Origin of the sequence: [Mannheimia] succiniciproducens MBEL55E, from assembly GCF_000007745.1 — a bacterium.
In the GTDB taxonomy this organism is placed as follows: domain Bacteria; phylum Pseudomonadota; class Gammaproteobacteria; order Enterobacterales; family Pasteurellaceae; genus Basfia; species Basfia succiniciproducens.
The window spans coordinates 1484444-1503565 of record NC_006300.1 but is presented as its reverse complement, the minus strand read 5'-3'; the positions used below and the strand labels follow the sequence as shown (position 1 = coordinate 1503565).

18 protein-coding genes and 2 tRNA genes are annotated in these 19122 nt (G+C 40.7%); 15 read left to right on the top strand and 5 right to left on the bottom strand.

Features of this window, described 5'->3' with window-relative positions; translation table 11 throughout:
* Window positions 1-190: 190 nt before the first annotated feature.
* The 3 genes from MS_RS06885 to orn all read right to left on the bottom strand — a co-directional run bounded on the left by MS_RS06885 (window position 191) and on the right by orn (window position 1149).
* Window positions 191-266 (bottom strand) — tRNA-Gly (locus MS_RS06885).
* 111 nt (window positions 267-377) lie between these two features.
* A tRNA-Gly gene (locus tag MS_RS06880) sits at window positions 378-453 on the bottom strand.
* 135 nt (window positions 454-588) lie between these two features.
* Window positions 589-1149: an oligoribonuclease gene (orn, locus tag MS_RS06875; protein WP_011200685.1), complete on the bottom strand. Its 561-nt coding sequence runs from the start codon at window positions 1147-1149 to the stop codon at window positions 589-591.
* Between the two features lie 91 nt (window positions 1150-1240).
* On the opposite strand from orn, the gene rsgA reads away from it, so the two are divergent.
* The 7 genes from rsgA to smpB all read left to right on the top strand — a co-directional run bounded on the left by rsgA (window position 1241) and on the right by smpB (window position 6954).
* A complete protein-coding gene (gene rsgA / locus MS_RS06870; RefSeq protein WP_011200684.1) occupies window positions 1241-2299 on the top strand; it encodes a small ribosomal subunit biogenesis GTPase RsgA in 1059 nt (352 codons plus the stop codon).
* Between the two features lie 281 nt (window positions 2300-2580).
* Window positions 2581-2838 (top strand): phosphocarrier protein Hpr, encoded by a 258-nt coding sequence (gene ptsH, locus MS_RS06865; RefSeq protein WP_011200683.1) that lies wholly within the window; start codon window positions 2581-2583, stop codon window positions 2836-2838.
* Between the two features lie 116 nt (window positions 2839-2954).
* Window positions 2955-4682 carry a phosphoenolpyruvate-protein phosphotransferase PtsI gene (gene ptsI / locus MS_RS06860; RefSeq protein WP_011200682.1) on the top strand — a complete coding sequence of 576 codons (1728 nt, stop codon included), beginning with the start codon at window positions 2955-2957 and terminating at the stop codon, window positions 4680-4682.
* A 59-nt stretch (window positions 4683-4741) separates the two neighbouring features.
* On the top strand, window positions 4742-5242 hold the full coding sequence (gene crr / locus MS_RS06855; protein ID WP_011200681.1) for a PTS glucose transporter subunit IIA: 501 nt from the start codon (window positions 4742-4744) through the stop codon (window positions 5240-5242).
* 107 nt (window positions 5243-5349) lie between these two features.
* Window positions 5350-5679, top strand: coding sequence for a YbaB/EbfC family nucleoid-associated protein (locus MS_RS06850; protein ID WP_011200680.1), 330 nt, complete (start codon window positions 5350-5352; stop codon window positions 5677-5679).
* Window positions 5680-5747: 68 nt separating this feature from the next.
* Window positions 5748-6350 carry a recombination mediator RecR gene (gene recR / locus MS_RS06845; RefSeq protein WP_011200679.1) on the top strand — a complete coding sequence of 201 codons (603 nt, stop codon included), beginning with the start codon at window positions 5748-5750 and terminating at the stop codon, window positions 6348-6350.
* A gap of 121 nt (window positions 6351-6471) precedes the next feature.
* On the top strand, window positions 6472-6954 hold the full coding sequence (smpB, locus tag MS_RS06840; RefSeq protein WP_041639856.1) for an SsrA-binding protein SmpB: 483 nt from the start codon (window positions 6472-6474) through the stop codon (window positions 6952-6954).
* A gap of 84 nt (window positions 6955-7038) precedes the next feature.
* On the opposite strand, the gene arcA is transcribed toward smpB, so the two are convergent.
* Window positions 7039-7749, bottom strand: coding sequence for a two-component system response regulator ArcA (arcA, locus tag MS_RS06835; protein WP_011200677.1), 711 nt, complete (start codon window positions 7747-7749; stop codon window positions 7039-7041).
* Window positions 7750-7997: 248 nt separating this feature from the next.
* Window positions 7998-9587 carry a peptide chain release factor 3 gene (gene prfC / locus MS_RS06830; RefSeq protein ID WP_011200676.1) on the bottom strand — a complete coding sequence of 530 codons (1590 nt, stop codon included), beginning with the start codon at window positions 9585-9587 and terminating at the stop codon, window positions 7998-8000.
* Window positions 9588-10171: 584 nt separating this feature from the next.
* Between prfC and tviB the strand changes: the two genes are divergently transcribed.
* The 8 genes from tviB (at window position 10172) to MS_RS06790 (ending at window position 19051) form a co-directional block, all read left to right on the top strand.
* Complete coding sequence (gene tviB / locus MS_RS06825; protein WP_041639853.1) at window positions 10172-11467, top strand: Vi polysaccharide biosynthesis UDP-N-acetylglucosamine C-6 dehydrogenase TviB; 1296 nt, start codon at window positions 10172-10174, stop codon at window positions 11465-11467.
* Window positions 11468-11486: 19 nt separating this feature from the next.
* Complete coding sequence (locus MS_RS06820; protein ID WP_011200673.1) at window positions 11487-12437, top strand: Gfo/Idh/MocA family oxidoreductase; 951 nt, start codon at window positions 11487-11489, stop codon at window positions 12435-12437.
* 191 nt (window positions 12438-12628) lie between these two features.
* Window positions 12629-13204 (top strand): acyltransferase, encoded by a 576-nt coding sequence (locus MS_RS06815; protein ID WP_011200672.1) that lies wholly within the window; start codon window positions 12629-12631, stop codon window positions 13202-13204.
* A 13-nt stretch (window positions 13205-13217) separates the two neighbouring features.
* On the top strand, window positions 13218-14294 hold the full coding sequence (locus tag MS_RS06810) for a DegT/DnrJ/EryC1/StrS family aminotransferase (protein ID WP_011200671.1): 1077 nt from the start codon (window positions 13218-13220) through the stop codon (window positions 14292-14294).
* A gap of 13 nt (window positions 14295-14307) precedes the next feature.
* Window positions 14308-15411: a glycosyltransferase gene (locus MS_RS06805; RefSeq protein WP_011200670.1), complete on the top strand. Its 1104-nt coding sequence runs from the start codon at window positions 14308-14310 to the stop codon at window positions 15409-15411.
* Window positions 15411-16568 (top strand): glycosyltransferase, encoded by a 1158-nt coding sequence (locus tag MS_RS06800; RefSeq protein ID WP_011200669.1) that lies wholly within the window; start codon window positions 15411-15413, stop codon window positions 16566-16568. Before MS_RS06805 ends, MS_RS06800 begins: the two co-directional genes overlap by 1 nt.
* A 4-nt stretch (window positions 16569-16572) precedes the next feature.
* On the top strand, window positions 16573-17880 hold the full coding sequence (locus MS_RS06795) for an oligosaccharide flippase family protein (RefSeq protein ID WP_011200668.1): 1308 nt from the start codon (window positions 16573-16575) through the stop codon (window positions 17878-17880).
* Window positions 17870-19051, top strand: coding sequence for a glycosyltransferase (locus MS_RS06790; protein WP_011200667.1), 1182 nt, complete (start codon window positions 17870-17872; stop codon window positions 19049-19051). Before MS_RS06795 ends, MS_RS06790 begins: the two co-directional genes overlap by 11 nt.
* Window positions 19052-19122 lie beyond the last annotated feature (71 nt).

Sequence of the window (19122 nt, the reverse complement as noted above, 5' to 3'; positions counted from 1 at the left end):
AAAAAAGCGCTAAATTGTACCGCACTTTTTTTAAATAAAGTAGGAATTAGTCAAATTCAATATGAAATTTCGCTAAAAACAGATAAAAAGAACGGCTGAAAAATCAGCCGTTTTATTTTTTAGGAAAAATAAAATGTAAATAATCTATCTGAAATAGGTAAATTACGAAAAAAATAACTTAGGAGAAAATTGGAGCGGGAAACGAGGCTCGAACTCGCGACCCCGACCTTGGCAAGGTCGTGCTCTACCAACTGAGCTATTCCCGCATCACCAGTTAAATTTGCGATACTTACTAAAGGTTTGAGAATATAGATCTCGGTATGTATTGCAAATCTAATTGATTTGGTAACATCTAAAACGATCGTTTTAGAGTAGTTTGGAGCGGGAAACGAGGCTCGAACTCGCGACCCCGACCTTGGCAAGGTCGTGCTCTACCAACTGAGCTATTCCCGCGTTCACTAGCATTAGAAGTGATGGGGTCGTATTATACAAATATTTATTTGCCATGCAACCCCAAAATGAAAAAAACGGATTTTTTGCCTAAAAAATATCAGATTTTATTATTTTGGCAGACAAATATGCCGCCAATTATTTTTGGTCACCATCCAATTTAATAAAATGATCGCGATAATAAGCCAGTTCGGCAATGCTTTCGCGAATATCGTCTAATGCCAGATGAGTATTTTTTTTCTCAAAACCGTTCAGCAGCTCGGGCTTCCAGCGACGAGCCAGTTCCTTTAAAGTGCTGACGTCTAAATGACGGTAATGGAAGTAATCGGCAAGTTCGGGCATGTATTTAAATAAAAAGCGTTTATCCTGCGCCACACTATTGCCGCAAATAGGGGAGGCGCCTTTAGGCACCCATTTTTTTAGGAAATCGATAGTTTGCAATTCGGCGGCACGCTCCGTTAATTTGCTGGCTTTAACGCGATCCACTAAACCGTTTGCGCTGTGGGTTTTTATACACCAGTCACTCATTTTGGCGAGTAATTCGTCGGATTGATGTACGGCAAGCACCGGGCCTTCGGCTAAAATATTCAGATCTTTATCGGTAACAATGGTGGCGATTTCAATAATGCGCTCGTTTTCAGGGTCTAACCCGGTCATTTCTAAGTCGATCCAGATTAGATTTTGGTTATCTAATTGCATAATTTGGAGTATCCTATAAGCATTTATACGTTAACTGATTTGTTGACCCGTAATATTATACGAAAATCTACCGCACTTTAAGGACTTCTGTTTGACTAAGCGTAAATTAACTCAAAATCAAAAACGTCGAATTCATTCAAATAATGTAAAAGCATTGGATCGTCATCACCGAAGAGCAAAAAAAGAGATTGATTGGCAGGAAGAAATGCTTGGCGATACGCAAGACGGTGTTGTCGTCACTCGTTATTCTATGCATGCGGATGTGGAGAATAGTCAAGGCGAGATTTTTCGTTGTAATTTACGTCGCACATTAGCCAATGTGGTGGTGGGAGATCACGTAGTGTGGCGCCGAGGGCATGAAAAACTACAGGGTATTAGCGGGGTCATTGAAGCGATTAAACCGCGTGAAAATGAAATTGCCCGTCCGGATTATTATGACGGACTGAAAGTCATGGCATCGAATATCGATCGCATTATTATTGTTTCGTCGGTGCTACCGGCGTTATCCCTGAATATTATTGATCGTTATTTGGTTATTTGTGAAAACGCTAATATTCCTGCCGTTATCTTGTTGAATAAGGTTGATTTATTAACGGACGAACAGTGGCGGGAAGCGGAAGAACAACTGGAAATCTACCGAAAAATCGGCTATGAAACATTAATGATTTCGGCGATTAGTGGAAAAAATATGGAAAAACTGACCGCACTTTTAGCGGATGGTACGTCGATTTTCGTCGGGCAATCCGGGGTAGGGAAGTCCAGTTTAATCAACTATATTTTACCGGAAGTTAATGCGCAAACCGGTGAAATCAGCGAAACTTCGGGATTGGGACAGCATACCACCACGTCTTCCCGTTTATATCATTTACCGCAGGGCGGAAATCTGATTGATTCGCCGGGCATTCGAGAGTTCGGTTTATGGCATTTGGAACCTGCACAAATCACCAACGGTTATCGGGAATTCCAATATTTCTTAGGAACCTGCAAATTCCGGGACTGTAAACATATTGACGACCCGGGCTGCGCCTTACGGGAAGCTGTGGAGCTCGGGAAAATCCACCCCGTCAGATTTGATAATTACCATCGCTTGATTTCAAGCCGGGAAGAAAATAAATCGCAACGCCATTTTATGGAGCAGGATATAAGGTAATTCGGTTATTTTTTATTACTAATTTGTTATATTTTTATTAAAAATTAATCTATCGGTTGACAAAAAGATGAACTAGCTCAAGTTTTTATAGGATTTAACTTGAATTAATTAGGAATAATCTTGATACTAAATAAGATTTATTTTGAACTATCAGACAAAATGGTTTAGAGTGTCCGTTGTGGTTTATGAATAATTAAATTTTAGTAGACAGGTCAAAAGTTAACCGGTTACCTGTTTGCTCCACATTAAAAACAAAAAACATTACTATTAGAGGTAAAATTATGTATTCAAAAGATGTTGAAATTACAGCTCCTAACGGCTTACACACTCGTCCGGCTGCACAATTTGTAAAAGAAGCAAAAGCGTTTGCATCTGATGTAACAGTGACTTCTGCCGGTAAAAGTGCAAGTGCGAAAAGTTTATTCAAATTACAAACTTTAGGCTTAACTCAAGGAACTGTAATTACAATTTCAGCTGAAGGCGAAGATGAGCAAAATGCTGTTGACCATTTAGTTGCATTAATTCCTACATTAGAATAATTTGTCTGGCCATAAAACTTTCTTATTGATTTATCACTGTTAATAAAAGAGTTTTATGGCTATGTCGTTTATCATAGTTAGATTTTTTTAATTAAATTATTATCGGAAGGTTACACATGATTTCAGGAATCCCGGCCTCACCAGGTATCGTTTTTGGTAAAGCGTTAGTTCTGAAAGAGGAAAAAATTGTACTTGATATGCAAAAAATTGCTGAAGATCAAGTTGAAACTGAAGTAGCTCGTTTTTATGAAGGCCGTACGGCGGCAGTGGAACAATTAAGCGCCATTAGAGATCGTGCAGAGAAAACTCTCGGTGAAGAAAAAGCGGCTATCTTCGAAGGTCATTTAATGATTCTTGAAGATGAAGAGTTGGAAGAAGAAATCATTGATTATTTGCGTTCAAACAAAGTAAATGCGGGCGTTGCGGCAAGTAAAATCATTGATCAACAAGTTGCTATGCTTGCGGATATCGATGATGAGTACTTAAAAGAACGTGCCGGCGATATTCGCGATATCGGTAACCGTTTAATTAAAAATATCTTAGGCATGAAAATTGTGGATTTGGGCGAAATCAACGAAGAGTCAATCTTGGTTGCTTATGACTTAACGCCATCAGAAACCGCACAATTGAATTTAGACAAAGTATTAGGTTTTATTACTGATATCGGTGGTCGTACTTCACATACCTCTATTATGGCCCGTTCGCTGGAATTACCGGCAATTGTAGGTACAAATAATGCAACCGCAATGATTAACAGCGGTGATTATTTAGTACTTGATGCAATCAATAACGCTGTTTATGTGAATCCGGCTCAAGACGTGATTGACGGCTTAAAAGCCCAACAAGCAAAATTAGCGGAAGAAAAAGCGGAATTAGCTAAATTAAAAGATTTACCGGCAGTAACATTGGACGGTCACCGTGTTGAAGTGGTGGCGAATATCGGTACGATTCGTGACTGTGAAGGTGCGGATCGTAACGGTGCGGAAGGTGTCGGTTTATACCGTACCGAGTTCCTGTTCATGGATCGTGACCAACTGCCTTCAGAAGAAGAACAATTTATCGCTTATAAAGAAGTGGTAGAAGCGATGAACGGTCGCCAGGTGGTATTACGTACCATGGATATTGGTGGTGATAAAGAATTACCTTATATGAATCTGCCAAAAGAAATGAATCCGTTCTTAGGCTGGCGTGCGGTTCGTATCGCATTGGATCGTCGCGAAATCTTAAATGCTCAATTGCGTGCGGTATTACGTGCTTCCGCATTCGGTAAATTAGCGGTAATGTTCCCGATGATTATTTCCGTTGAAGAAATTCGCGAATTGAAATCCGTTATCGAAACTTTAAAACAAGAATTACGCACCGAAGGTAAAGCCTTTGATGAAAATATTCAAATCGGTGTAATGTGTGAAACGCCGTCAGCTGCAGTAAATGCAAAATTCTTAGCAAAAGAAGTGGACTTCTTCAGTATCGGTACCAATGATTTAACTCAATATACTTTAGCGGTTGACCGTGGTAATGAAATGATTTCACATTTATATAATCCAATGTCACCTTCAGTATTAAGTTTAATTAAACAGGTTATTGACGCCTCTCATACCGAAGGTAAATGGACTGGTATGTGCGGTGAGTTAGCCGGTGATGAAAAAGCCACTATTTTATTATTAGGTATGGGATTAGACGAATTCAGCATGAGCGCTATTTCCGTTCCTCGTATTAAAAAATTGGTTCGTAGTGTTAATTTTGCCGAAGCAAAAGCATTAGCGGATAAAGCCCTGCAATTACCGACTGCTGCCGAAATTGAAAAATTAGTTGCTGATTTTTTAGCTGAAAAAACATTAAATTAGATACAAATTCATGTTTTTCATGTAGAATACGGAAAATTGTCGATTCAGGAGATTAAAAAATGGGCTTATTTGATAAATTATTTGGTTCAAAAAATAGTAAAACCGTAGAAGTGGACATTTATGCGCCGCTTTCAGGTGAAATTGTTAATATTGAAGATGTACCGGATGTGGTTTTTTCTGAAAAAATCGTTGGCGACGGTATTGCGATTCGTCCGAACGGTGACAAAATTGTTGCACCGGTGGACGGCGTGATTGGCAAGATTTTTGAAACAAATCATGCATTTTCAATGGAATCAAAAGAAGGTATTGAATTATTTGTTCACTTCGGTATTGATACCGTTGAACTTAAAGGTGAAGGTTTTACCCGTGTTGCACAAGAGGGTCAGTCTGTGAAACGTGGTGATACTATTATTGAGTTTGATTTACCACTTTTAGAACAAAAAGCGAAATCTATCCTTACTCCGGTAGTAATTTCAAATATGGATGAAATTAGTGCGTTGGATAAAAAAGTAGGTCAGGTTGTTGCCGGCGATTCAGTGGTTTTATCACTAAAAAAATAAAAGCTGATTAGTCTCATTATAATTGTTAGAAAGTTCGCTTTGTTTAGAGCGGACTTTTTATTTAATTTATTCGTATATTTTATACGCTCAAAAATGGAAGAAGAATTATGTTTGGAAAAGGTGGCTTAGGCAATTTAATGAAACAAGCTCAGCAAATGCAAGAGCGTATGCAAAAAATGCAGGAAGAAATTGCCCAACTTGAAGTAACCGGTGAGTCTGGTGCGGGGTTAGTTAAAGTAACAATTAACGGTGCGCATAATTGCCGTCGCGTGGAAATTGATCCTTCATTAATGGAAGACGATAAGGATATGTTGGAAGATCTCATCGCTGCCGCATTTAATGATGCCGCTCGCCGCGCGGATGAGTTACAAAAAGAGAAAATGGCGTCAGTTACCGCTGGTATGCCGATTCCTCCGGGTTTTAAAATGCCGTTTTAAGTAAAATTTTATGAAATAAGACCGCACTTTTAAAAGTGCGGTTTGTTTTTTGTTATTTTTAGAGTCTTATGCAAACCAGTCCTTTATTAGAAAATTTAATCGAAAGTTTACGCTGTTTGCCCGGTGTCGGGCCGAAATCCGCACAGCGTATGGCATATCATCTTTTGCAACGGGATCGCAGCGGCGGTATGAATTTAGCCCGTGCGCTTACGGAGGCTATGTCTAAAATAGGACATTGCGAGCATTGCCGGACTTTTACCGAAGAAGATATTTGTTCTATTTGTGATAATCCGCGCCGTCAGAATTCGAGATTGTTATGTGTGGTTGAAATGCCGGCGGATATTCAGGCGATAGAACAGACCGGGCAGTTTTCCGGCCGTTATTTCGTATTGATGGGGCATTTGTCGCCTTTGGACGGTATCGGTCCGCGGGAAATCGGCTTAGATTTATTACAACGCCGTTTACAACAAGAACAATTCAATGAAGTGATTCTTGCTACAAATCCAACGGTTGAAGGTGATGCCACCGCCAACTATATTGCCGAATTATGTAATCAGCAAAATATTAAAGTAAGCCGAATTGCCCATGGGATTCCGGTTGGCGGCGAGTTGGAAACCGTTGACGGTACCACGCTAACGCATTCTTTTTTAGGGCGACGGACAATAGGCTAAAGTATCTCATCCGTCAGTATTTTTGTCTGGAGAACGCAACGGCTATGAGGCGAGTTTGTACTTTTATAATACTTTCGGTAGAATTTAACAATCTTTTTAGTTTCAGCATTAAGTGATTTATATGACAAAGAAAAAAGTAAAACCGGGTTCCAATACCATTGCCCTCAATAAACGCGCAAGACATGATTATTTTATTGAAGAGGAATTAGAGGCAGGGCTTTCTCTACAAGGTTGGGAAGTAAAATCCATGCGGGCGGGTAAAGCTAATATCAGCGATAGTTATATTATTTTCAGAGACGGTGAAGCTTATTTATTCGGCGCCACTATCCAGCCGTTAACGGTGGCGTCCACTCATGTTGTTTGTGACCCGACCCGTACTCGTAAGTTATTGTTAAATCAGCGGGAATTGGCTTCGTTGTTTGGCAAGGCCAATCGTGACGGTTATACTATTGTGGCATTATCGCTTTATTGGAAAAACGCTTGGGCCAAAATTAAAATCGGTTTGGCAAAAGGTAAGCAACAACATGATAAACGTAATGATATTAAAGATCGCGAATGGAAAATGCAAAAAGAACGTATTATGAAAAATGCCAATCGCGGCTAGTTTTAATCAAGGAAGAAATGAATCCTCCTTTCTTATGTGTTAACTAAAAAATAAGGGCGTCGAATATGGCGCCCTTAAACTATATTATTCGATTTCACCGCAGAAACGATAGCCCTCACCATGGATCGTGGCGATAATTTCCGGTGTATCCGGATGATCTTCAAAATGTTTACGGATACGGCGAATGGTGACGTCAACCGTACGATCCTGCGGTTTTAATTCCCGACCGGTCATTTTTTTCAATAAATCTTCGCGGGTTTGAATTTTTCCGGGATTTTCGCAGAAATGCAGCATCGCGCGGAACTCGCTGCGAGGCAATTTATATTCAACGGATTCCGGATCAATTAACGCTCTTTTGTTAATATCCAATGTCCAGCCGTTAAAACGGTAGGCATCAACATGCGTATTACTGTTTTTTTCATTTTCCGCCATTGTGCGATGCAATAGATTGCGGGCACGGATAGCCAGCTCTCGCGGGTTGAAGGGTTTAGTAATATAGTCATCGGCACCGATTTCTAAACCCAGAATTTTGTCTACTTCGTTATCACGACCGGTCAAGAACATGAGTGCCGTATTGGTCTTCTCTCGAAGTTCGCGCGCAAGCATTAAACCGTTCTTGCCGGGAAGGTTGATGTCCATAACCACAAGGTTGATTTCTTGCGTTTCGATAATTTGATGCATTTGATTGCCGTCAGTAGCCTCAAATACTTCGTACCCTTCAGCTTCAAAAATACTTTTTAGGGTATTTCTGGTCACCGTTTCGTCTTCAACAATTAAAATTTGTGGAGAAAGCATAATATATATCCTTAAATAATAAAAATTAGTTATTGTATTTTTTATAATAATCGGTGCTAATTCTATAATTGCAACAATCTTGCAACAATAGAAAATTTATTTATTTTATAGATAGATTCGTGTTTTATGATCTACATCATAATAGTTTATCAATTATTTTCTTCACGTTTATTTCCGTATAGCCGATAAAAGCAAAGTGCGGTCAAAATTTTTAAAATTTTGACCGCACTTTATCTTATAACCCCTAATTAATGTTCCCTTGTCTTAAAGAAAGTGACATCAGGGTAGCGCTCTTGGGCAAGATTCAGATTTACCATAGTCGGTGCAATATAAGTCAAATTATCACCACCGTCTAAAGCAAGATTTTGCTCGTTTTTGCGTTTAAATTCTTCGAACTTCTTCGAATCGGCACATTCAACCCAACGAGCGGTTGCCACATTTACGTTTTCGTAAATGGCTTCTACGTTGTATTCGGTTTTCAGTCGCGAAACCACCACATCAAATTGCAACACACCAACCGCGCCTACGATCAGATCGTTATTCATCATCGGGCGGAAAACCTGCACCGCACCTTCTTCGGAAAGTTGTACCAAGCCTTTTAGCAGTTGTTTTTGTTTCAACGGATCTTTTAATCGAATACGGCGGAATAATTCCGGTGCGAAGTTTGGAATACCGGTGAATTTAAGATCCTCGCCTTGCGTGAAGGTATCACCGATTTGAATCGTACCGTGGTTATGCAAACCGATAATATCGCCTGCATAAGCTTCTTCCGCATGAGCGCGGTCACCCGCCATAAAGGTTAAGGCGTCGGAAATCACCACATCTTTACCGATACGCACATGTTTAAGTTTCATGCCTTTTTCATATTTGCCGGAAACTACACGCATAAAGGCAACGCGGTCACGGTGTTTCGGATCCATATTTGCCTGAATTTTGAATACAAAGCCGGTCAGTTTTTCTTCCGAACTTTCTACGATTCGAGTATCCGCCTGACGCGGTTGCGGTTTCGGCGCCCATTCGGTTAATCCGTCTAAGAAATGATCCACTCCGAAGTTACCCAATGCCGTACCGAAAAAGACAGGTGTTAACTCGCCGCCGATAAACAGCTCATGATCAAATTCATTAGACGCACCCTTCACTAATTCAAGCTCATCACGTAATTGTTGCGCCAAGTCGTCACCGACGGCGTTATCTAATTCCGGGTTATTCAGTCCTTTGACAATTTTTACTTCCTGAATGGTTGAGCCTTGCCCGGTTTGGTATAAATAGGTTTCGTCTTTATAAAGATGGTAAACACCTTTAAATAATTTTCCGCAACCGATAGGCCATGTGATCGGCGCGCAATGGATTTTTAACACGCTTTCCACTTCATCCAATAATTCCATCGGATCACGGATATCGCGGTCAAGTTTGTTCATAAAGGTCAGAATCGGCGTGTCGCGCAGGCGGGTAACTTCCATCAATTTAATGGTTCGCTCTTCAACCCCTTTCGCCGCATCGATCACCATTAAGCAGCTGTCAACGGCAGTTAAAGTGCGGTAAGTATCTTCCGAGAAATCTTCATGTCCCGGGGTATCCAGCAAATTGACCAAGCAGTCGTTATAAGGGAATTGCATAACGGAGGTAGTGATGGATATACCGCGTTGTTTTTCCATTTCCATCCAGTCGGATTTGGCATGGGCTTGGGAACCTTTGCCTTTTACTGAACCTGCGGTTTGAATGGCATTTCCGTATAAAAGTACTTTTTCCGTGATGGTCGTTTTACCTGCATCGGGGTGGGAAATAATCGCGAAAGTACGACGTTTATTAACTTGTTGTGGGTAATCGTTTAAAGACATATTTCTTTTGTTTTGCTTGTTTATAAGATTGAAATCTAAACCGCATATTGTCGGTTATTTTAAGCCTTGACGCAAGAGTAAATCCGTTTTGTGCAACCCGCCCGAATAAAAGTGATCAGTCCCCATAAAATCAGACGAGTATTTTTTATATTGAGCAATAAAAAATGCGTTTTTTTGCATAATTTTTATCATAAATCAAAATGAGAATTATCCTTATTCGTACATTTTTTGTATTTTACTGTCAGATTATGTAAAGAATCGAATAGTTATTCAAATTGCGTTGCTATACCCGCTAAATACTGTTATTCGTTAAATATAAATCGGGTAGAAGGCTATGGATTCATGGTTTTTTATTTAATATATCTTTAGTATCAATATGTTATGTTTACTTGACAGCGTATTTTGATGACGGTGACTATTTAAAAAGTCGGTCAAATGTAGGCAAATCAGTGTAAAGATATGAACTATTTTGAACCGAGGTAAGTCTTAAGATTGTACTGATTTTTGATAAATTGAATTTTTTTATTTGATTTTTTTATTTAAACCATTTTTTAATTTTTGAAAAAAATATGGGGTATATTTTTATGAATTTAAATAGCTATAAAGTTGGCGTTATTGGTCTTGGCTATGTCGGTTTACCGCTTGCGGTAGAGTTCGGTAAACATCGATTTACTGTCGGTTTTGATATCAGCCCGAATAGGGTGAAAGAACTGTCAGAGGGCAAAGACCGTACTTTGGAAGTATCGTCGGAAGCCCTTAAGTCGGTGACTCATCTTTCTTTCACTTCTGATCTGGAACAGCTTAAACAATGTAATTTCTTTATTGTCACCGTTCCGACACCTATCGACGATGTGAATCGTCCGGATTTAACGCCTCTGCAAAAAGCCAGTGAATCTATCGGCAAAGTGCTGAAACAAGGCGATATTGTGGTATATGAATCCACGGTTTATCCCGGCGCTACCGAAGAAGTCTGTATTCCTGTTCTGGAAAAAGTTTCCGGTTTGAAATTCAATCAAGATTTTTTTGCGGGTTACAGCCCGGAGCGGATTAATCCGGGCGATAAAGTCAATACTTTGACTAAAATTAAAAAAATCACCAGCGGTAGTACGCCTGAAGTGGCGGATATTGTTGATCAAATGTACGCTAGTATTATTGAAGCTGGTACCCATAAAGCTTCAAGCATTAAAGTGGCGGAAGCGGCGAAAGTCATTGAGAATACTCAACGTGATTTAAATATCGCTTTGGTGAATGAACTATCAATTATTTTTGAACGTGTCGGTATTGATACGCTGGACGTACTCGAGGCTGCCGGCAGTAAATGGAACTTTTTACCGTTCCGTCCGGGCTTGGTCGGCGGGCACTGTATCGGCGTGGATCCATATTATTTAACCCATAAGGCGGAAGAAGTGGGTTATAACCCGCAGGTTATTCTTGCCGGTCGTCGTATTAACGACAATATGTCGCAATATGTCGCGCAGGAAACTATTAAGCTTATGCTCAATAATAATATTGATGTTGCACATGCTAAAGTCGGTATTTTAGGCGTGACCTTTAAAGAAAACTGCCCGGATATCCGTAACAGCAAGGTTGTTGATGTGGTCACGGAATTGAAGAACTGGGGCGTTGAAGTCGTGGTTGCCGATCCTTGGGCTGACGCTCAGGAAGTGAAACATGAATATGGCTTGGATTTATCCTCAGTTGATGAAAATAATCCTGTCGATGCCCTGATTGTTGCCGTCGGACATAAGGAATTCCGCGACTTAAGTGCCGAAACATTGCGTTCGTATCTGCGTACGTCAAAACCGGTACTGGCTGATGTGAAAAGTCTGTTTGATCGCGATGCTTTAGCTCAACAAGGCATTACTGTTTTCCGTTTATAAAATTAATAGAGACTAAATTATGAAAAAATTTGCACTAATCGGAGCGGGCGGCTACATCGCTCCACGTCATTTGAGAGCAATCAAAGATACGGGCAATACTTTGGTTGTCGCAATGGATGTAAACGATTCCGTCGGCATTATGGACAGTCATTTCCCGGACGCCGAATTTTTTACCGAGTTCGAACAGTTTGAAGCCTTTGTGGAAGATCAAAAATTAAAAGGCGAAAAACTGGATTATGTGGCGATCTGTTCTCCGAATTATCTGCATGCGCCGCATATGAAATTCGCTTTGAAAAACGGCATTAATGTGATCTGTGAAAAACCTTTGGTACTGAATTCGACGGATTTGAATATGTTGTCCGAATACGAGCAAAAATACGGCGCCAAGGTGAATTCTATTTTACAGTTGCGTCTGCATCCGTCGATTATTGCATTGCGTGACAAAGTGGAAGCGGCACCTGCGGATAAAGTGTTTGATGTGGATTTAACTTATTTAACCTCACGGGGTAAATGGTATTTGAAATCCTGGAAAGGTGTAGATCAAAAATCCGGCGGTGTGGCTACTAACATTGGCGTGCATTTTTATGACATGCTGCATTTCATTTTCGGCGATGTAGTGAAAAACGAAGTGCATTATCGTGATGAAAAGACCGTTTCCGGTTATCTGGAATACAAACGCGCACGTGTACGCTGGTTCTTGTCTATTGATGCTAATAACTTACCGGAAAATGCGGTACAAGGCGAAAAATTAACTTATCGCAGTATTACTATTGAGAACGAAGAACTGGAATTCTCCGGTGGTTTTACCGATTTACATACCCAAAGTTATCAACGCATTCTGGAAGGAAAGGGTTACGGGTTGGAAGAAAACCGTACGGCCATTGAAACGGTGGAAGTGATTCGCCATGCACCGATTATTGAAAATCCGGCAAATCCGCATCCGTTTTTAGCCAAAGTATTAAATAAATAAAACAGGATTGAGTGTAAGCTCAATTGCAATTCGAGTTTGGGCTATATAAAAGTGCGGTCACAAAAAACGAAGTTTTTTATTTGTTTTTTGACCAATGATTTATACATAGCCCATTCGAGGATTGCATATTAGTAGCAAATTTATATCGAGTAAAAAATCATACGATTACTTAACAGCAGGAAACCAACATTATGACCTATTATCAACATCCGTCGGCAATTATTGATGAAGGCGCCGAAATCGGCGAAGGTTCAAGAGTTTGGCATTTCGCCCATATTTGCGGCGGCGCAAAAATCGGCAAAGGTGTGTCTTTGGGGCAAAATGTGTTTGTCGGCAATAAAGTGCGTATCGGTGATCACTGCAAAGTTCAGAATAACGTCTCCGTGTACGATAACGTGTACCTGGAAGAAGGGGTTTTTTGCGGCCCGAGCATGGTTTTCACCAATGTGTATAACCCGCGTTCGCTAATCGAACGCAAAAGCGAATATAAAGATACCCTTGTCAAAAAAGGAGCGACCCTTGGCGCCAATTCCACTATCGTTTGCGGCGTTACCGTCGGTGCCTATGCTTTTGTGGGGGCGGGTGCCGTGATTAATCGTGATGTGCCCGATTACGCCTTAATGGTAGGGGTCCCCGCCAAACAAATCGGCTGGATGAGCGAATACGGCGAACAGTTGGAGTTGCCCTTGTCCGGTCAGGCGGAAACTAAATGTCCGCATACGGGTGCTATTTACCGACTGGAAGGTCATGAGTTGAAGAAATTATAAGCAGGATAGAAAGATGGAATTTATTGATTTAAAGGCTCAACAGCAAAGAATTAAAGCGCAAATTGACGCGGGTATTCAGAAAGTATTGGCACACGGCAAATATATTTTAGGGCCGGAAGTTGCGGAATTGGAAGAAAAGCTGGCCGCTTACGTCGGTGCAAAATATTGCATTACTTGCGCCAACGGCACGGATGCATTGCAAATTGCGCAAATGGCATTGGGTATCGGTGCCGGTGATGAAGTGATTACCCCGGGATTTACTTATATCGCTACGGCGGAAACCGTCGCTTTATTAGGTGCTAAACCCGTTTATGTGGATGTGGATCCAAAAACCTATAATATTGATGCGGAGAAATTAGAGGCCGCAATCACACCGCGTACCAAAGCTATTATTCCCGTCAGTTTATACGGGCAATGTGCGGATTTTGATGCGGTAAACGCCGTGGCGAAAAAATACAATTTACCGGTTATTGAAGATGCCGCGCAAAGTTTCGGCGCGAGCTATAAAAACCGTAAAAGTTGTAATCTAACCACTATTTCCTGTACCAGCTTTTTCCCGAGCAAGCCTTTGGGTTGTTATGGTGACGGCGGCGCAATTTTTACTAATGATGATGCGTTGGCCAATGTGATTCGTCAGGTGGCGAGACACGGTCAGGATCGCCGCTATCATCATATTCGGGTGGGTGTAAACAGCCGATTGGATACCTTACAGGCGGCGATTCTGTTACCGAAATTAGCGATTCTGGATGATGAAATTGCCGCGCGCCAAAGAGTAGCTGAAAACTATACTCGACTGTTTAATCAGGCGGGCGTTAATACGACTCCGTTTATTGAAGCTCATAACCAAAGCGCTTGGGCTCAGTACACCATTCAAGTGGATAATCGTGCCGATGTACAGGAAAAACTGAAAACTTTAGGAATTCCGACCGCAGTTCATTACCCAATCCCGTTAAACAAACAGCCGGCAGTGGCGGATAGCCGTATTCATTTACCGGTGGGGGATTTGATTGCCGAACGCGTGATGAGTTTGCCTATGCATCCCTATCTTACGCCGGAAGAACAGCAAAAAATCGTTCAAAGTTTAGTATAGGATTATTTTATTAATGAGTCAGGCTAAGTTACGCGTATTGTTGGTGAGCGATATGGGACACATCGGCGGAACGGAAATCGCCACATTGATTGCCGCCACGGAATTAAATCCGTTGACGGAGTCCGTGACGGTTTTCGGCAAGACAGGGCCGCTTTTTGATCGCATCAATAAATTAGGCATTCGTCAGATTAATGCGGATTGTCATACTAAAAATCCGTTGAAATTACTCAACTATGTTTGCCAACTGGTGAAAACGGTGAATGATAATCAAATTGATGTGATTCATGCTCAAATGGCACGCCCGTTATTGTTTATCTGGTTGGCGAAGAAGTTTTTTAAAAATAAGCAGGTAAAAATCTTTTGGACCTCACGCGGATTGGATCACGAAACTTATCAAAAAGTTGTCCCGTTTTTTGCCAAAATGGGTGTAAGAGGGCTTGGAAATTGTAAGCTTGAACAACAAAAGTTGATTCGTTACGGTTATCCGGAAACGCAAACTTCATATATTTACAATGCCTATCGCTTAACACCTACCGTTAAACCGATGAAATCTCTGGATAAACGGCAGTTTGTGATTGGTACTTTGTCCGCCTTGCGGGAAGGTCGCAGTGTCGAACTGTTTTTGGATTTAGCGAAATATTGCTTGACCCAATATTCCGAACGTCAATTTCAATTTGTTATCGGCGGTGATGGTCCGCATCGTGCAACCTTAGAAAAGATCTCAGCGGATTTAGGAATTGATCAACAGGTGAAGTTTGTAGGTAATGTGTCGGATGTGAGCACTTTTATGGATGGAGTGGACGTATTTGTCAGCCCGTTAGTGGTTGACGGCGACAGCGGTGCGGGCTTATCCAATTCCATCGTAGAAGCCATGATCATGAAAGTACCGGTTTGTGCATTCAGAGCGGCGGGAATCGAAGAGATCGTGATAAACGGTAGTACCGGGCATTTGATTGAACCCCGAAATATTCCGGCAATGGCGGAAGCAGTTTGTTGGACTGTCGATAATAAAGCGACAACCGAATCTTATGTAAATAACGCTTATAACTTGATTATTCGGGAATGTGATCCGAAAAAGTACGCACAAAAGCTATTGAAACTCTATAAGGAATTGTAATGCACGTCCTGATATTACCGTCTTGGTATCCTTTGCATAAAGATGATTTAAATGGTTCTTTTTTTAGAGAACAGGCTTATGCGCTTGCTCGCTCTGGAATTAAAGTTGGTGTGATTGCACCGCAGTTCAGATCATTACGGTTGGGAAAAAATGCGGTTTTAGGGCGTTACGACCAGGAATTTTGGCAAGACGGTGATATTAATACCTATTTCCAACATGGTGTGTTTTGGTTTCCTAAGGTTCCTTACCTGGATTTAAAACGCTGGGTGAAAGCCGGATTGGCATTATTCGAAAGTTATGTAAAAGAGCAGGGTATGCCGGATATTCTGCATGTACACAGTTTGCTGCATGCGGGGCCTTTGGCGCTGGAAATTCATAGAAAATACCGGATTCCTTATTGTGTCACCGAACATAGCTCTGTTTTCGGACGAGGATTAGTTAAAGACTGGGAATGGGATCATTTAAAACGGTCCGAAGCTTCCGCAAGTAAGTTATTGGCGGTAAGCAAAAGCTTAGCGGATCTGTTAAAGCAAAAATTAAACGGCAAAGAATGGACGGTTTTTCCTAATCTGTTGGATGATTTGTTTGTTGAAAGTCCGGTGGATTCATCGGTACGGAAATATCAGTTATGCGCCGTCGCGTTTTTATATGCGAAAAAAGGATTTGACGTATTAATTAAGGCTTTTGCCAAAGTTGTTGAGGAATATCCGCAATTAAAACTCATGATTGGTGGGGATGGCCCTGAACGGGCAAAACTGGAAGCGTTAATTAAAAGTCTGAAATTGGAAAATAATGTCAGTTTATTAGGCGCACTTTCCCGGCAGGAAGTTTGTCAATTAATGAAGGAAAGTCTGTGTTTTGTGCTTTCCAGTTATATTGAGACGTTTGGTGTTGTAGTTATCGAAGCTTTATCGCAAGGTACGCCGGTAGTATCCACATTATGCGGCGGACCGGAATCCATTTTAACGGAAGGTGACGGTTTGTTTGTCAAAACGGGCGATGAAAAAGAACTGGCGAAAGGTATTTTAGAATTTCTTGCCAATCAGGAAAAATTTGATAACCAACAAATTCGGCGCCGATGTATTGATACTTATTCCGAAAAGCCGTTTGTAAACAGGTTGACAGCCATTTATCAGGATATTTTAGATAAAACGTAACATTATGGTCAGATTAATATCGACGGTTTTTGTCAGACAGATTTTAGTAGGTATTCTGCAGGTTATTACTCTAATTGTTATTGCCAGAGGTTTGGGAACCGGACAGATGGGGCAATATACGTTAGCCATATTACTGCCTACATTGTTTTCTCAAATTATTACTTTCGGACTGCAAAGCATTAATATCTATGCAATCGGACGAAAAATGATTAATGAGAATCAAGCGTTATATGCAAACCTGATTTTTTTATCCGGCTTGTCGGTATTGACCAGTTTGATATTAGGCGTTGTGGTTTATTATTTCGGGCAGTATTTTTTTAATGAAGTGCCGGTGAATTTATTGTATTTAGCCTTGGCTTCTTTATTGCCTCAGACATTTTTTACAGTATTACCGTCTTTAATTCAGGCGGTGCAGAATTTTAAATGGTTCAATATCGTTTGTGTCGCCCAACCACTGGTAATTTTTGTGGTTTCAATGGTGGCGATATTGTTATCGGATAATGTCAGCTCAATTTTAACCGCTTATGTTTTAAGCCACTGGATCAGTTTTTTTATTTTACTCGGAATTATATTGAAGCTTATAAAAGTAGAAACTTGTTCCTTAAAACGTTTTTTTTCCGACTTTATCGGTTACGGTCTGAAATCTCATTTGAGTAACATTATTACTTTATTGAATTATCGTTCTTCATTATTGATTTTGGGTTATTTCACCACGCCGGTGATTGTCGGTATTTATTCGGTCGGGATGCAACTGGCGGAAAAATTATGGCTTCCTTCACAGGCGGTAAGTACGGTATTGCTTCCCCGTTTGTCCAATAAATTAGGCGAGGGTGGCGATGAGAAAGAAGTGGCAAAACTTACTCTAGACAGTGCCAGACTAACATTCATTGTGACACTGATTATTGGTATCGCATTTGCTTGTTTGTCTTCTATTGTCGTCAGAATTTTATTTGGCGTGGAATATGATAAAGCGGTATACGTAATATTGTTGTTACTACCTGGAATTTTGGCTTGGACGCCTTCAAGAATTTTAGCCAACGATCTTGCGGCCCGGGGTTTTGCCGAATTAAACCTGAAGAATTCTTACTGGGTATTCGGGATTAATACGGCACTCAGTTTATGCCTTGTCCCGTTATGGGGATTAATCGGTGCTTCTGTTGCCACCTCCATTGCTTATAGTATGGATTTGGTGTTGCGTTTAATTGCTTTCAATCAGGTGACGCAAAGCCGGGCCTTTTTACATATTATTCCGAGAATATCGGATTTCGGCACGGTAATTAATTTTATAAAAGGATTAAGAAATGCAAGATAAAAAACATATTTTGATTGTTGCACCTTATGTTACTTTCCCCGATGAAATGGGCATGAACCGATTTATTTATCTAGCCAAATTATTATCGGCGGAATTTGATGTGACATTGCTGACAAGTAAATATTGCCATTTCTTAAAGGAACACCGCGAACAGACGCCGGTACTGGATAATGTTAATGTGGTTTTGCTGGATGAGCCGGGTTATCGTAAAAATGTCAGTATTCAACGCTTAATCAGCCATCATCGGTTCTGCCGTAATTTTGAAGATTTTTTAAAAAATTACCGCAGAAAAATTGATTTGGTTTATTCCGCTTATCCCTTAATTAAAACAAATTATATTTTAGGTAAGTATAAGCAAAGTAAGAATTTTAAATTAATTATTGATGTGCAGGATGTGTGGCCGGAAGCGATTTCCGGACCTATTGCGTTTTTTTCTACCTCAATAGGTAAGATGTTGATGAAACCAATCACCCGCTACGCCAATAAAACATACGGCTATGCGGATGCCTTAGTAGCGGTTTCGGATACCTACTTAAACCGAGCGGATGTGAATCATTTGCCGGATGAGCTAAAAAGTGCGGTCTATATCGGCGGAGATTTTTTATTTACTAAATCGACGGATAAAAAAGTTACCGATAAATTGACGGCTACTTATTTAGGTACCATGGCGGGCAGTTATGATTTAGAAACGGTAGTCAGATCCGCACCGTTATGTAGCGAGAATGTGGAAATCCGGTTTATTGGTACGGGGCCTCATGAGGCTTCTTTGCAGGCGTTGAATCACCAATTAGGCGGGCATGTGAAATTCTTAGGTGTCCACCCTTACAGTGAGGCAATGCGGATGCTGGCGGATTCCGATGTAGCGTTAAATGCAATAAAGGCCTCATCGGAAGGCAGTATCACCAATAAATTATCCGATTATATCTGTTGCGCATTACCGATTGTAAGCTGTCAGAAACATCCTGAAGTGGAAAAACTACTGGCGAAAGGCGGTGGAATTCAATATACGGCGGGAGATTATCGGGAGTTGGCTGAGACGTTGAATAAATTGGCCGAAGACAGAACGGTTTTAGACAAAATGTCGCAAGTGAATTTATCGCTGGCAAAAGAGAAGTTTCTGCGCGAGCGTTCTTATAAAGAAATTGAGAAATTAATCAAAAATATTATTTGATATGAATATTAATGTTATCAGCATTTTTAAGTTGCTATTACTCTTTGCGTTGGGACTGGTGATACTTTCTC

Bases quoted from the DNA above. Each gene is read 5' to 3' on its own strand.
- orn (WP_011200685.1), bottom strand. From the start codon at position 1,149: ATGCAATTAGATAACCAAAATCTAATCTGGATCGACTTAGAAATGACC.
- ptsH (WP_011200683.1), top strand. From the start codon at position 2,581: ATGTATTCAAAAGATGTTGAAATTACAGCTCCTAACGGCTTACACACT.
- ptsI (WP_011200682.1), top strand. From the start codon at position 2,955: ATGATTTCAGGAATCCCGGCCTCACCAGGTATCGTTTTTGGTAAAGCG.
- crr (WP_011200681.1), top strand. From the start codon at position 4,742: ATGGGCTTATTTGATAAATTATTTGGTTCAAAAAATAGTAAAACCGTA.
- MS_RS06850 (WP_011200680.1), top strand. From the start codon at position 5,350: ATGTTTGGAAAAGGTGGCTTAGGCAATTTAATGAAACAAGCTCAGCAA.
- recR (WP_011200679.1), top strand. From the start codon at position 5,748: ATGCAAACCAGTCCTTTATTAGAAAATTTAATCGAAAGTTTACGCTGT.
- smpB (WP_041639856.1), top strand. From the start codon at position 6,472: ATGACAAAGAAAAAAGTAAAACCGGGTTCCAATACCATTGCCCTCAAT.
- arcA (WP_011200677.1), bottom strand. From the start codon at position 7,749: ATGCTTTCTCCACAAATTTTAATTGTTGAAGACGAAACGGTGACCAGA.
- prfC (WP_011200676.1), bottom strand. From the start codon at position 9,587: ATGTCTTTAAACGATTACCCACAACAAGTTAATAAACGTCGTACTTTC.
- tviB (WP_041639853.1), top strand. From the start codon at position 10,172: ATGAATTTAAATAGCTATAAAGTTGGCGTTATTGGTCTTGGCTATGTC.
- MS_RS06820 (WP_011200673.1), top strand. From the start codon at position 11,487: ATGAAAAAATTTGCACTAATCGGAGCGGGCGGCTACATCGCTCCACGT.
- MS_RS06815 (WP_011200672.1), top strand. From the start codon at position 12,629: ATGACCTATTATCAACATCCGTCGGCAATTATTGATGAAGGCGCCGAA.
- MS_RS06810 (WP_011200671.1), top strand. From the start codon at position 13,218: ATGGAATTTATTGATTTAAAGGCTCAACAGCAAAGAATTAAAGCGCAA.
- MS_RS06805 (WP_011200670.1), top strand. From the start codon at position 14,308: ATGAGTCAGGCTAAGTTACGCGTATTGTTGGTGAGCGATATGGGACAC.
- MS_RS06800 (WP_011200669.1), top strand. From the start codon at position 15,411: ATGCACGTCCTGATATTACCGTCTTGGTATCCTTTGCATAAAGATGAT.
- MS_RS06795 (WP_011200668.1), top strand. From the start codon at position 16,573: ATGGTCAGATTAATATCGACGGTTTTTGTCAGACAGATTTTAGTAGGT.
- MS_RS06790 (WP_011200667.1), top strand. From the start codon at position 17,870: ATGCAAGATAAAAAACATATTTTGATTGTTGCACCTTATGTTACTTTC.